This is a genomic window from Pseudomonas sp. PS01303 (genome assembly GCF_029959385.1).
Taxonomy (GTDB): domain Bacteria; phylum Pseudomonadota; class Gammaproteobacteria; order Pseudomonadales; family Pseudomonadaceae; genus Aquipseudomonas; species Aquipseudomonas rustica.
On record NZ_JASCPK010000004.1, the window covers coordinates 131964 to 145559 of the forward strand.

The 13596-nt window shown below is 58.1% G+C and carries 14 protein-coding genes; 2 read left to right on the forward strand and 12 right to left on the reverse strand.

Annotated elements, in window-relative coordinates:
* Nucleotides 1–44: 44 nt before the first annotated feature.
* Nucleotides 45–377, reverse strand: coding sequence for a YnfA family protein (locus QMX93_RS03550; protein ID WP_053122508.1), 333 nt, complete (start codon nucleotides 375–377; stop codon nucleotides 45–47).
* A gap of 63 nt (nucleotides 378–440) precedes the next feature.
* A complete protein-coding gene (locus tag QMX93_RS03555) occupies nucleotides 441–1256 on the reverse strand; it encodes an SDR family oxidoreductase (protein ID WP_053122510.1) in 816 nt (271 codons plus the stop codon).
* A 311-nt stretch (nucleotides 1257–1567) separates the two neighbouring features.
* Here QMX93_RS03555 and QMX93_RS03560 point away from each other — a divergent pair, with 311 nt between their 5' ends.
* Nucleotides 1568–1726 carry a DUF3309 family protein gene (locus tag QMX93_RS03560; protein ID WP_169432680.1) on the forward strand — a complete coding sequence of 53 codons (159 nt, stop codon included), beginning with the start codon at nucleotides 1568–1570 and terminating at the stop codon, nucleotides 1724–1726.
* Between the two features lie 75 nt (nucleotides 1727–1801).
* Here QMX93_RS03560 and QMX93_RS03565 read toward each other — a convergent pair whose 3' ends face one another.
* From QMX93_RS03565 to QMX93_RS03610, 10 genes are all read right to left on the reverse strand, one after another.
* Complete coding sequence (locus QMX93_RS03565) at nucleotides 1802–3895, reverse strand: LTA synthase family protein (RefSeq protein WP_282352738.1); 2094 nt, start codon at nucleotides 3893–3895, stop codon at nucleotides 1802–1804.
* A 313-nt stretch (nucleotides 3896–4208) separates the two neighbouring features.
* Complete coding sequence (locus QMX93_RS03570; protein WP_053122514.1) at nucleotides 4209–4814, reverse strand: START domain-containing protein; 606 nt, start codon at nucleotides 4812–4814, stop codon at nucleotides 4209–4211.
* Nucleotides 4815–4855: 41 nt separating this feature from the next.
* Nucleotides 4856–5110, reverse strand: a complete 255-nt coding sequence (locus tag QMX93_RS03575; protein WP_053122516.1) for a YkgJ family cysteine cluster protein — start codon at nucleotides 5108–5110, stop codon at nucleotides 4856–4858.
* Between the two features lie 166 nt (nucleotides 5111–5276).
* On the reverse strand, nucleotides 5277–5744 hold the full coding sequence (locus tag QMX93_RS03580; RefSeq protein WP_053122518.1) for a hypothetical protein: 468 nt from the start codon (nucleotides 5742–5744) through the stop codon (nucleotides 5277–5279).
* A gap of 79 nt (nucleotides 5745–5823) precedes the next feature.
* Nucleotides 5824–7263, reverse strand: coding sequence for a PLP-dependent aminotransferase family protein (locus QMX93_RS03585; protein ID WP_053122520.1), 1440 nt, complete (start codon nucleotides 7261–7263; stop codon nucleotides 5824–5826).
* Nucleotides 7264–7465: 202 nt separating this feature from the next.
* Complete coding sequence (locus QMX93_RS03590) at nucleotides 7466–8278, reverse strand: OmpA family protein (RefSeq protein WP_122592114.1); 813 nt, start codon at nucleotides 8276–8278, stop codon at nucleotides 7466–7468.
* A complete protein-coding gene (locus QMX93_RS03595) occupies nucleotides 8275–8631 on the reverse strand; it encodes a DUF4398 domain-containing protein (protein ID WP_172680141.1) in 357 nt (118 codons plus the stop codon). The genes QMX93_RS03590 and QMX93_RS03595 overlap by 4 nt, the downstream gene beginning before the upstream one ends.
* Before the next feature lie 9 nt (nucleotides 8632–8640).
* Nucleotides 8641–9462, reverse strand: coding sequence for a transporter substrate-binding domain-containing protein (locus QMX93_RS03600; RefSeq protein ID WP_282352757.1), 822 nt, complete (start codon nucleotides 9460–9462; stop codon nucleotides 8641–8643).
* Nucleotides 9463–9542: 80 nt separating this feature from the next.
* On the reverse strand, nucleotides 9543–10472 hold the full coding sequence (locus QMX93_RS03605) for an FAD-binding protein (protein ID WP_007908340.1): 930 nt from the start codon (nucleotides 10470–10472) through the stop codon (nucleotides 9543–9545).
* Nucleotides 10473–10474: 2 nt separating this feature from the next.
* Nucleotides 10475–11224 (reverse strand): electron transfer flavoprotein subunit beta/FixA family protein, encoded by a 750-nt coding sequence (locus QMX93_RS03610; protein WP_007908338.1) that lies wholly within the window; start codon nucleotides 11222–11224, stop codon nucleotides 10475–10477.
* Nucleotides 11225–11772: 548 nt separating this feature from the next.
* Between QMX93_RS03610 and QMX93_RS03615 the strand changes: the two genes are divergently transcribed.
* Nucleotides 11773–13437 (forward strand): electron transfer flavoprotein-ubiquinone oxidoreductase, encoded by a 1665-nt coding sequence (locus QMX93_RS03615; protein ID WP_282352762.1) that lies wholly within the window; start codon nucleotides 11773–11775, stop codon nucleotides 13435–13437.
* The last annotated feature ends 159 nt before the right edge of the window (nucleotides 13438–13596 follow it).

Consider the following 13596-nt stretch of genomic DNA (forward strand, 5'->3'; position numbering starts at 1 on the left):
TTGCCAAGCCCTTGGCTGTCAGACGCTTCCGACAAATCGATGATTCAGGCAGCCGAAAACCGCGGCCCGAACAGAATCACGCTGGCGCCGATCACGCACAGCGCCACGCCGATCCAGTCCGAACCCAACGGACGAACCCGCTCGACCACCATCAGCCAGCCAATCGACGCGACGATGTAGATCCCGCCATAAGCGGCGTAGGCGCGACCGGCATAGTTGGCTTCAACACGGGTCAACAACAACGCGAACAACGTCAGGCTGAGCAACGCCGGGATCACCCACAACGCACTTTTGCCCTGACGCAGCCACATGAAGAAAGCGTAACAACCGGCGATTTCAAACAACGCCGCGAGGAAGAACCACAAGTAATTGAGCATTGACGCGTCTCGACAGGGTGACCATTGCGGCCACCCTAACGACGCAATCCGCGGCGGGCAAGGTCAGCCGTTGTTCTGTTTGGCCTTGGCGCGCATTTTCTCCGCCATCGAGGTCATTTCGTTGTAGAGCAGTTGCGGGTTTTTCTGCTTGATCGCCCACGCCATGCGCCCTTGTTCGTGAGGCAGGATCATGAATTCGCCGGCAGCGACTTGCTGGTAAATGTAATCGGCGATGTCCGCTGCGGTAATCGGCGAACTCTCCAGCAACTTGCCGACCGCCGCCTTCATTGCCGGGGTCGGGCCACGGAAAGAATCAAGCAAGTTGGTCTGAAAGAACGAAGGACAGACCACATGCACGCCGACTTCTTGTTGTGCCAGTTCGATCAACAGACTTTCCGAAAGCGCCACGACACCAGCCTTGGCGACGTTGTAGTTGCTCATTGCCGGGCCCTGCATCAGCGCGGCCATCGAGGCGATGTTGATGATCTTGCCTTTGCTTTGTTCGAGCAGCGGCAGGAACGCTTTGCAACCCTTGACCACACCCATCAGGTTGATCGCGATCTGCCAGTCCCAGTCTTCCAGCGACAGTTCGCTGAAGAAACCGCCTGACGCGACGCCGGCGTTGTTAACGATGATGTCGATGCCGCCAAGTTTTTCTTCGCAAGCCTGTGCGAAGGCTGTGAGTTGGCTGTAATCACGCACATCGCAGCGCTGGATGAAGCCGTCGCCGCCCGCCTCGCGCACCATTTTCAGGGTTTCCTGCAGGCCGGGTTCGCTGACGTCGGACAAGGCCAGTTGCCAGCCTTCACGCGCCCAGCGCAGCGCGATTTCGCGACCCAGGCCTGAGCCCGCGCCAGTGATCATCATGCGATTTTGCATAGCACACAGCCTTGTTGTTCTGGGGAAGATGCGCGGAGTGTAGCGAAGGTTGTGTGTGCGCCCACGCTCCATCAAGTTGCTGAATGGAGGATCAAAAGATCGCGCCGTACACGAATTCCTGTAGGAGCTGCCGAAGGCTGCGATCTTTTGATCTTTGGCCTTAAAGGAAATAAGCCTGAAATCTAAATACATTAAAAAAACATTGAATTTTCTTTCATTCGCACCAGTCGGATTTTGTAAGCCGTCTGGAATTACTTAGTCTCCAGTCGCCCCTTGAACACCAAGACTTCTCGAACTCTCTCAACAAGGAAATCGACATGGGCACAATTCTTATCATTATCCTGATCCTGTTGCTGATCGGTGGTCTGCCGGTCTTCCCGCACTCCAGAAGTTGGGGTTATGGTCCGTCGGGCATCATCGGTGTGGTGCTGGTCGTGCTGTTGGTGCTGTTGCTACTGGGTCGGATATAACCCTCTAGCCGGCAAAAAAAAAGAGGCCCTTTTCAGGGCCTCTTTTTTATTGCGCGGACTTTTACTTTATAGCGCTTAGTCCGGCTTGCCGTTAATCACACCGGCGGTGTTGTCCATCAGGCTCTTGGTCGCCGTTTGCAGGAACGCTTCGAGTTTGTGTTTCAACTCGGCAGCGCGTGGTGCATCCGGAATAACCTCGGCACTTGGGGTGGCGCCCAGTTGGTACTGATAGACCTTCGCCGACATGTCCTTGTCTTTCGGCAGTACCAGAATCTGGTCTGCGGTGACGATGGCAGTGGTCTGCTCGCTGCCCGACGGTTTGATCACACCGAAACCAGTGTCGCCTTCCGGCAGGTTGAGTAGGTCACGGCCCCAGCACTGGTGACGCACTTCGCCACCGAGGCGACCCATGATGGTCGGCACGATGTCGATCTGTGTGCCCACGGTGTGGTCACGGGTGCCGAACTTCTCCTGGATGCCCGGCGCGATCATCAGCATCGGCACGTTGAAGCGACCCAGATCCATTTCGGTGATCTGACGCTCATTGCCGAAACCGTGGTCACCGACGATGACGAACAGGGTTTCCTTGAAGTACGGCTCTTTGCGCGCCTTCTCGAAGAACTGACCCAATGCCCAGTCGGAGTAACGCATGGCGGTCAAGTGTTCGTTGAGGCTGCCACGATCGGTGACGCGCTCGACCGGCAATGGCGACGGCAAGGCGTATGGCGTGTGGTTGGACAGGGTTTGCAGCAACGCATAGAACGGCTTGCCGTTTTCACGTGCCTTCAACTCGACCAGACCGCGATCGAACATGTCCTGGTCGGACACGCCCCACGTAGGATCGGAGAACACCGGATCGACGAAATCGTTACGGCCAACGAAGTTGGTCATGCCCTGGTTGCTGAAGAAACCCGACTGGTTGTCCCAGGCGAAGTCACCGTTGTAGACATAGACGTCGTCGTAGTCACGCGCGCTGAGCAACTGCGGCAGGCCGGACAGTTTGTGGCTGCCTTCCGGGGTCTGCATCAGGTATTCGAAACCCGGCAGGTTCGGGAAGCAGGCCATGGTCGCGAACATACCCTGGTGGGTGTGCGTGCCGTTGGAGAAGAAACGGTCGAACAGCAGGCCTTCCTTCGACAGTTTGTCGAGGTACGGCGTGATGTTGCCCGGCGCGCCCAATGCACCGACCGAGTGACCGGCCATGCTTTCCATCAGGATCACGACAACGTTCTTGATCGGCAGGGTCTTGTCGGCCGGCGGCGTGTAATCACGGCGCACGGCGGCAATATCAGCGTCGACCAGTTTGTCGTCCGGCATCACCAACATCTCGCGCACCACTTTCTGCGCTTCTTCTTGCGGCAGTGTGGCTTTCCAGATGTTGTCGCGGTCTTCGCCCATGCGGTCTTTCGCAGCGGCGATCAGCGACAGCGTACCGTTGAGGCCGAGCTGGTTGGCGAAGTTGGAATCGGTGGTGTAGACATCACCCCAACGCATTGGCGGGCCCTGACGCAGGGTGCCACGCGCGGCAACCACGCAGATCAACAGGCACACCACGAATACCGCAGCGCGGGTGTACCACGGCGCCACCTGACGGCTGCTGACGGTACCGCCGCTGAACGGCCCGCGCGGACGCGTTGCACGATCAGCGCCTTTGAACGCCAGGGTCAGAATCACCGTGCCGACGACCCACGCCAGCAGATAACGCACCACCGGGAAACCGTACCAGAGCATGCTCATCACGGTTTTCGGGTCTTCTTTCACGTACTGGAACACCAGACCGTTAAGGCGCTGGTGGAACTCGCGGTAGAAGTCCATCTCCATCAGGCCGAGGAACAGCGCGATGCTCGAAGCGATGGTCAGCCACAGACGGAAGAAACCGCGTGCTGCCATGGCCCGTGCGCTGAACAGCGCCAGTACCAACGGAATGCACAGGTAAACCACCAGGCGCAGGTCGAAACGCAGGCCGTTGGCGAAAGCTTCGAGGAAGGTCGAGGCCGGGGTATCGAGGATCATCTCGCGGTTGTAGACCAGCAGCGCGAGGCGCAGCACGGAAAACATCACCATCATGACCAGCGCACAAAGCAGCGTGTAGGCCAGATGCGATTTGACGGTCGGTTGCAGCAGGCGAGCAGAAGATCGCTGCTGATTCAGGGCGTCCGGGTTTGCCATGTCGTTTTAGGACCCATTAGTTAAAGTTGCAAAAATACAGCGGCGCCCTGCCCTCTATTGGCCATTCCAGGCCCCGGGGCGTGCGCGGTGCGCAAATGTTGCACGATCGTTCGCACCATTGCCATTGATTACTGCCCCGCCGCCAGACAGTTTCATTTCAAGCGGCAGCAGACAGCGGCAACGTGCAAACAGCGCGGGCGAATTGTCTGGAACACTTTGTGAAAATTTCGTGCAACGCATATCTGGAAACACAATATAGCTACAAAACAAAACGCCCCGAATCGGTCGGGGCGTTTTATGTAGAGCGGGCTGATTACTTCTCGGCGCGTTCTTTCAGAGCTTTGAGGGTGTTGAACGGTGCATCGACCACGAACTTGTTGGCAACCATCGCCGGCACGCTGCCGCCTGGCTCGGTGTGCACCTGGTAGGTCACTTCAACCTGATCACCTTTTGGTACGAACTTCCAGAAGCCTTTGACCTGTTCAACACGAACGAAGCCTTTTTCTTCCGGAATGTACTTCGGCAGACCTTCCAGGTTACGGGTCAGGCTGCCGTCGGCGCCTTCAACGGTGGTGACTTTCAGCACCGAGTCACGCGGGGTGACTGGCCAAGGCGTGTTGAACTGGGTGTAAGTCCAGCTCTGATCGCCTTCGTGTTTGAGCAATTTCTGGGTCTTGCACTCGTGAATCCAGGCGCAGGCACCGGAGACGTCTTCCTGCAGCGCGCGCAGTTTGGCGACGGTGGTCTTCATCAGCGCGACGCCCTGATAGGACTTGTAGTCCGAACCCGGCACTTCGCTCAGGGAGACTTTGATGCCGTCTTCGTTCTTGGCGACTTTCCAGTCTTCCGCCTGGGCAACCGAGGTGGCCAGCACAGCGGTCAAACCACACAACACAGCGATACGATGCAGCGAACCCATAGTCTTATTCCTTATTGTTGAAGTTCCGTTCGTTTGACACATCACGCCGCCGTCATTTGTTCCCACCAGCCGATCAGCCTGATCGCTTCTTCCGAGCTGCTGCCGCAGACTTCGATGTCTGCAGAGAAGCCGGAACAGACTGCCGGGCGCTCGGGGCGGCCGAAAATATTGCACAGGTTTTCGACCGAGAGTTGCACGCAACGTTCGCCGGCAGGTTTGCCATCAGGCATGCCGGGAATCGGCGAACTGATGGAGGGGGCGATGCAGCAAGCGCCACAGCCTTCACGGCATTTCATGACGAACAATTCCTCGCGACGGGCGATGTGTAAAAGGGACGCGGAACAGAGTAACCGCTAAAACGGCTGTTTTAAATTGCCTGAACCGGGGTTTTTAGCGATTACTGAATGTGACTGACCAGTCTCCGACAAAGCGTCTGGTCTGCGGGTCACAGCAACGTGCTGTTTATTGCTTGAATTCGAAATCGAGCGCCGCGCCTTCCACTTCCCGACGCTCTTCGTTGCGCAGCTGCAACTGCATTTCGTTGCTGAGCAGACGGCCATTGAGCTGGAACCCGGTGTTTTTCTCGCCGAACATCTGCGGCAGGATCGGCTCGCGCTTGGGCATCTCGACGGTGCCCTTAGGCTTCAACTCTTGAACCATGTCTTTGGGCAGGCTCAGATCGAGTTTGGTCGACGGCAGCGGGGTTTTCGCCACTTCACGGGCGGACTTCGATTTGGAAGCCACCGGTGGGCGTTTCTTCACGATTTTCTGCTGGGCTGGTTTCGCAGCTGCGGCCTTCTTCACTGCCGGCGCTTTTTTCGCCGGCGTGGTCGCTGCCGGTTTTTCCGGGCCAGACGCCATGACATCGGGCACATGGCCGATCATCAGCAGGCAAAGCACAACCCAGGCGGCAGGAAAAATCGCTTTCATGAACTCCAACGACATTAACGGCAGAGGGCCATATGCTGGCCTGTTGCACGTCACATGACAAGCATGACGCGCCGTTCGTTCAGAAACCGCCCGCCGTTTCCTGACACAGTTGCGTTGCCAGCAAGCCCAGAGTCATCAACGCCCGCTCCGCCTCGCGGTTCCACGGGATGCCGCAATTCAGGCGGATACAGTGGTTGAACTGCTCGGTATTACTGAAGATCAGCCCCGGCGCGATACTGATGCCCTGCTGCAAGGCCCGCACGTGCAAATCCTGCGTATTCACCCTCCCCGGCAAGCTCACCCACAGAATGAAACCGCCGGTGGGCCGGGTCATTTGCGTGCCCTCTGGGAAATACTGCTGCACCGCCAACTGGAAAGCGCTGAGATTCTTGCGGTACTCCTGACGGATGTAGCGCAAATGCCGGTCATAGCCACCGTTTTCCAGATACGCAGCAATCGCCATCTGCGTGACGCTGCAGGCTGAATGGGTGCTGAAGGTCTGCAGCCGCTGGATTTCCTGCTGATACTTACCGGGAATCATCCAGCCGATGCGCACGCCGGGCGACAAGGTCTTGGAAAAACTCGAGCAGTAAATGACCCGATCCAGTCGATCGTAAGCCTTGAGCGCTTTGGTCTTGCCCTGCTCGAACATCAATTCGCCATAGATGTCATCTTCGACGATCTGGATATCGAAATCCGAGGCCAGTCGCAGCAACTGTTTCTGGCGCTCTTCGGGCATGGTGCCACCCAACGGATTGCTCAAGCGCGTGGTCAGCACCAGCGCTTTGATCGACCATTGGTTGGCCGCCAGTTGCAGAGCTTCGAGGCTCATGCCGGTGGCGGGATCACTCGGGATTTCGATGACTTTCAAGCCAAGCAGATCAGCCAGTTGCAGCAAGCCGTAATAAGTCGGCGACTCAGCGGCGATCAGATCACCCGGGCGGGTCAGCACGCGCAGCGACATCTGCAAGGCATCGACACAACCGTGGGTGATCACCACTTCTGACGGATCGACGACGACACCGGCGTCGCGCATGCGAATCGCCACCTGCCGGCGCAACGGTTCGAAACCGGGGCTGAACATGTAACTGAAAGCGCGCGGGCTGTGGAATCGGGTGACTTTCGCCAGTTGCTGATGCAGCGCGCGCACCGGCAAATAATCGACGCTCGGCACGGCGGCACCCAACGGGAACACACCTTCGCGGCGCGACTCGACCAAAACCTGTTGAATGATGCTGCTGCGCGTCACCAGACCGGGACGCTCAACCCGTGCAATGTCCGGCGTTGGCGCGGTCAGTGCGGGGGTCTGGTGTACGTAATAGCCGGACTGCGGACGGGCGCGAATCAGCCCCTGATCTTCGAGATTGGCGTACGCCTGCAACACCGTGGCATGGCTGACGTTGAGCTGCGAACTCATCTTGCGCACCGAAGGCACGCGCTCCCCCGGTTGATAGACACCACGGCGGATATCTTCAGCCAATTGCTGAGCAATACGTTGGTAGAGCAAGAGATTGGTCATGACGCAGCACTCGATTTCACGGGCATTTTATTCTTGTGTGAAACAATACCGGAACAGTTTAGAAGTGTACTGGGACAGTTGCCACAATACTCGACCATACAGTGCAGTGTCTGCCCCCGACTGTACCGATTTGCGAGCCAATCGACAGACGTAAAAAAGCCCGGCGCTGCATGACAGGCCGGGCTTTCCAGAGACGCAACCCTTAGCGGGCGGCGCCGAGCTGGCCTTTTTCGTCGGAGAAGACAATTTCCACGCGACGGTTCTGAGCTCGCCCACGCTCGGAAGCGTTGACGTCCACCGGGTATTCGTCGCCGTAGCCTTCGACCTGAATGCGTTTGTCCTCGATACCAAGATCCATCAGCACGTCGGCCACCGCTTGCGCGCGGTCGCGGGACAGCTTGAGGTTTTCCTGCTTGCCGCCAGTGCTGTCGGTGTAACCCTCGATGCGCACTACGCGTTTCGGGTTCAGTTGCAGGAACTGGACGATTTTCAGTACGACACGGTTGGCCGAGTTTTTCAGCTCCGCTTCGCCAGTGTCGAACAGCACGTCGCCGAGGGTCATCACCAGACCACGGTCGGTCTGCGTAGTGGCCAATGCGACGATCTGCTCTTCGAGCCATTTGCCTTGCTGCTGCACGCTGAGCAGTTTCGATTCGCGCAGGGCCAGTTGCAGGCGCTGACGTTCGAGTTCGAGCTTGGCGATGCGTTCTTCGTTGAGCACCTGATTGGTGTGCTCGCGGGCGATTTCGCTGTAGCGCTGGCTCAGGTAGGCGTAATGCACCACGTCCGAACCGCTGCCCCAATAGGTCGACAGGCGATCGGCGCGGGCCAGGGATTCCCCGGCGCGGATCACGTCTTTCGGCGCAATGCGCAGCACGTTCGAGTCTTCTTTGACTTTCTGAAAGTCAGCACCCGCTTCTTGCAGCGCGGATTCGCTGTGTTGGCCGGCGCAACCGAAAAGGCTGGCACAACCGGCGAGAATCAGACCGCCAAGGACTTTCGACTTGAGGCTCATTGGGCATCCCCCAGTTGCTTGCGCAGACGGACGATGCGGGTGTTGAGCACATTCACCTGTTCTTCACTTTTTTGCGTCAGCACCTTGGCTTCGGCCAGACGCGCATCCAGTTCGGCCTGTTCGGCACGCATCCGCGCATTGCGGTAGGACTCGTCGGCCATGTTGCCCTTGGCGCGATCGTATTTGGTTTCGGCCAGTTTCATTTCCGGCACATCATCAGCGGTGGCACCGACAGCCTTGGCCTGGGTGATGGCCTGCTCGGTGAGGCGCATTTGTTCGTTGGGTGCCGGATCGCTGGCGCAACCGGCCAGAGCCAGAACGGCCATCGCCGCGAAAAGAGGTCGAATACTCACTAAGAATCCCTACTGTTTTGGGGCACTGACAGGTTGTTGCGGCTGTTGCTGCTGCGCCTTCCAGCGCTCGATATTGCGTTGCAGCACGGCTTCCGTCAGTCCGGACGCGGGCAATTCTGTCATCTTTTTGGCTAGCTGTCCGCGCAACCACGGATCGTTGCAGGCCGAGTTGTGGGAAACCGCGAGGAACAGGCCCGGGCGGTCGATGGGTTGCTCGAACGCCAGCAGATCATTGGCCATGCCCAATGCCTGCGCGGCGGCCATGCCCGAGTAGCGGCCGGCGAGTACATATTCCACTTCACCGAGGAGCAATTTCTGCAGGGCCTGGGTGAGGTTGGCTGTCTTGGTCAGGGTCAGATTCTGCTCGGCGAAAGTACTGAATCCTTGCGTCATTCGAGACTTTTCCGACAGCGCACCCGCGTGACCCTGCAGGTCTTTGGCTTCGCTATAGACCAGTGTCGAGCCTTTGCGCGTCCACACCAGGTAGTCGTTTTCCAGCAGCGGCGGATAGATGTAGTCGAGGTTTTCCAGCTCATTGAAGGTCAGCGGCGCGTCGGCGAGCATGTCCATGCGTCCGCTGCGCACTTCGTCGAGGGCTTGCGAGCGTTTACCGGCGTAGAGCAACTCGACTTTGATGCCGAGATCCTTGGCCACTTGTTGAAGCAGGTCGGCACTGGCGCCGATCAGTTGCTTGGGATTTTGCGGATCCTGCCACAGGTACGGCGGCGCGTCCGGGCTGCCGGTGACGACGAGGCGCTCGCACTTGCCAGCGGCCATCGCCAAACCGGGCAACAGGGCCAAACCCAACAACCATCCGCAGCGCAGATCCATGGCGAAACGCTCCCACTCAAATCCAAGACAAAAAAAAGCCCGACCAACAGGTCGGGCTCTTTATAAGTGAAGCCGCCGGTTTAAACCAGCTTCTCCAGCTCAGGTACTGCTTCGAACAGATCCGCCACGAGACCGTAATCGGCCACCTGGAAGATCGGCGCTTCTTCGTCCTTGTTGATCGCAACGATCACTTTGGAGTCTTTCATGCCGGCCAAATGCTGGATCGCGCCGGAGATACCGACGGCGATGTACAGCTGTGGCGCAACGATTTTGCCGGTCTGACCGACCTGCATGTCGTTCGGTACGAAACCTGCGTCGACGGCGGCGCGCGAAGCACCCACCGCAGCGCCCAGCTTGTCGGCCAGGGCGTACAGGTGTTTGAAGTTGTCGCCGTTCTGCATGCCGCGGCCGCCGGAAACGACGATCTTGGCAGCGGTCAGTTCTGGACGATCGGACTTGGCCAGTTCTTCGCCAACGAAGCTCGAAGTGCCCGCGTCGTGTGCAGCGCCGACGGCTTCAACAGCCGCCGAACCACCTTCAGCAGCAACCGGGTCAAAACCGGTGGCACGCACGGTGATCACTTTGATCGCAGCGGTCGATTGCACGGTAGCGATAGCGTTACCGGCGTAGATCGGACGCTTGAAGGTGTCAGCGCTTTCTACCGAGATGATCTCGGAGATCTGGTCAACGTCCAGCTGCGCAGCAACGCGCGGCAGGATGTTTTTGCCGTTGGAGGTGGCGGCAGCCAGGATGTGGCTGTAACCAGCGCCCAGCTCAGCGACCAGCGGAGCAACGTTTTCCGGCAGCTGATGCGCGTAAGCCGCGTTGTCAGCGTTCAGGACTTTGCTCACGCCAGCGATTTTCGCTGCGGCTTCAGCCACGGCGCCAGCGCCTTGGCCTGCAACCAGAACGTGGATGTCGCCGCCGATTTTGGCAGCAGCAGCCACGGTGTTCAGTGTGGCCGGGGCCAGCACTTTGTTGTCGTGTTCAGCGATTACCAAGATAGTCATGATTAGATTACCTTCGCTTCGTTTTTCAGTTTCTCGACCAGTTCAGCCACCGACTTGACCTTGATGCCTGCGCTGCGTGCAGCCGGCGCTTCGACTTTCAGGGTCTTGTTGGTGGAGGCGGTGGAAACGCCCAAAGCGTCCGGAGTCAGCACTTCGAGAGGCTTCTTCTTGGCTTTCATGATGTTTGGCAGGGACGCATAACGCGGCTCGTTCAAACGCAGGTCGGTGGTGACGATCGCCGGCAGTTTCAGGGAAACCGTCTGCGCGCCGCCGTCGATTTCGCGAGTCACGGCAACGCTGTCGCCAGAGACTTCGACTTTCGAGGCGAACGTGCCCTGACCGTAGCCGCTCAATGCAGCGAGCATCTGGCCGGTCTGGTTGTTGTCGCTGTCGATGGCCTGTTTGCCCAGGATCACCAGTTGAGGCTGTTCCTTGTCGACCACAGCCTTGAGCAGCTTGGCCACGGCGAGCGAGGTCAGATCTTCGGCGGATTCGACGAGGATGGCACGGTCGGCACCCAGAGCCAGTGCGGTACGCAGCTGCTCCTGAGCGGTGGTCGGGCCGATGGAGACGACGACGATTTCAGTCGCAACACCTTTCTCTTTCAGGCGTACGGCTTCTTCCACTGCGATTTCGCAGAACGGGTTCATCGACATCTTGACGTTGGCGAGGTCTACGCCGGAATTGTCCGCCTTGACGCGAACCTTGACGTTGTAATCCACAACGCGTTTGACAGCTACAAGAACCTTCATGGATTCCTCGTTACTCTCCGGTGAAAAGAAAGTCGCCTAGGCGAACCTGGCGGTTGATGCTCATCGGGCTACAAGGGCACCTCTAAAAACGCCGGCTTGTACTCGGGATGATTTCACGTTGCGAAGTGCGTGACCGTTCGTCAGTGGTGACCATTCAGTCATTCAACTTCGCGGTGTGTAAACTGCGCGCCAGACCTGCGCTGCGCATCACCCTTTCTGCCTACGCCCTGTCTTTAGAGGTGCTCTTGAAACCGCCAGTCTGCCTACGACGAGCGCAAAACCGCCCGTATCTTGACCGGAACGCCTATTCCGGTCAATACAGCAAAATGACCATTCATAAGCCGCGCTTCTTTGATTTCTCTGGGCTGGAGCCAATTCAAACAAACGTTTGTATTGGACGCTGAGAGTGGTGTAGATATAATGCGCCGCCTAGAGAGAAAGGTGGGTTTCCCGATATTCCCTTTGACGTTAACGTAAAGGCAATTCGGATGCGAGATCGAACCTCCAAATTAGAAAAAAAACTGTGAGCCTTGAGTAGGAGATAGCCTGTGGAACGCGAATACATGGAATTCGACGTGGTCATCGTCGGTGCCGGCCCCGCTGGCTTGTCCGCCGCCTGCCGTTTGAAGCAGAAGGCCGCCGAAGCCGGTAAGGAAATCAGCGTCTGCGTGGTCGAAAAAGGCTCCGAAGTCGGCGCACACATCCTGTCCGGCGCCGTGTTCGAACCACGCGCTCTGAACGAACTGTTCCCGGACTGGAAGGAACTCGGCGCCCCGCTGAACACGCCCGTCACCCGCGACGATATTTTCGTGCTGAAAAACGCCGAAAGCGCACAAAAAATTCCAGACCTCTTTGTGCCCAAGACCATGCACAACGAAGGCAACTACATCATCTCCCTCGGCAACCTGTGCCGCTGGCTGGCCCAGCAAGCCGAAAACCTCGGCGTAGAAATCTACCCGGGCTTCGCCGCTCAGGAAGCGCTGATCGATGAGCAAGGCGTGGTGCGCGGGATCATCACCGGTGATCTCGGCGTCGACCGCGAAGGCAATCCGAAGGAAGGCCTGTACACCCCGGGCATGGAACTGCGTGGCAAATACACGCTGTTCGCCGAAGGCTGCCGTGGTCACATCGGCAAGCAACTGATCAAGCGCTACAACCTCGACAGCGATGCCGACGCTCAGCATTACGGCATCGGCCTGAAAGAAATCTGGGAAATCGACCCGGCCAAACACCAGCCAGGTCTGGTTGTGCACACCGCCGGTTGGCCGCTGGACATCATGGGCACCGAGAACACCGGCGGCTCGTTCCTCTATCACCTGGAAAACAATCAGGTGGTGGTCGGTCTGATCGTCGATCTTTCCTACAGCAACACGTACCTGTCGCCGTTCGACGAGTTCCAGCGCCTCAAGCATCACCCGGTGCTGGCGCAGTACCTGGAAGGCGGCAAGCGCATCAGCTACGGCGCCCGCGCGATCTGCAAAGGTGGCCTGAACTCGCTGCCGAAAATGGTCTTCAAGGGCGGCGCGCTGATCGGTTGCGACCTCGGCACCCTGAACTTCGCCAAGATCAAAGGCAGCCACACCGCGATGAAGTCGGGCATGCTCGCCGCTGAATCGGTAGCTGACGCGTTGTTCGCTGAGAAGGACGGCACTCAAGAATTGACCACTTATGTGGACGCGTTCAAGAAGAGCTGGCTCTACGACGAACTGTTCGCCAGCCGCAACTTCGGCCCGGCGATTCACAAGTTCGGCGCCATCGTTGGCGGCGGTTTCAACTGGCTCGATCAGAACATCTTCGGCGGCAAACTGCCGTTCACCCTGCACGACACCAAGCCGGATTACGCTTGCCTAAAGCTCGCGGCGGACTGCAAGAAGATCGACTATCCGAAGCCGGACGGCAAACTCAGCTTCGACAAACTCAGCTCGGTGTTCATCTCTGGTACCAACCACGAAGAAGAACAGCCTTGCCACTTGAAGTTGAAAGACCCGAGCATCCCGATCAGCAAAAACCTGCCACTGTACGACGAACCGGCGCAACGCTACTGCCCGGCCGGCGTATATGAAGTGATCACCAAGGAAGACGGCGAGAAGCGCTTCCAGATCAACGCCCAGAACTGCGTGCACTGCAAGACCTGTGACATCAAGGATCCTTCGCAGAACATCACTTGGGTCACGCCGGAAGGCGCTGGCGGCCCGACTTATCCGAACATGTAAGCCGAACCGTTGAACAACAAGGCTCCCGAAATGGGGGCCTTTTTGTTGCCAAAAATTCCTTGTATCACCACAAAACAACTGTGGGAGCGAGCCTGCTCGCGAAAGCGGTGTGTCATATAAAGATGATGTCGACTGATGCACCGCATTCGCGAGCAGGCT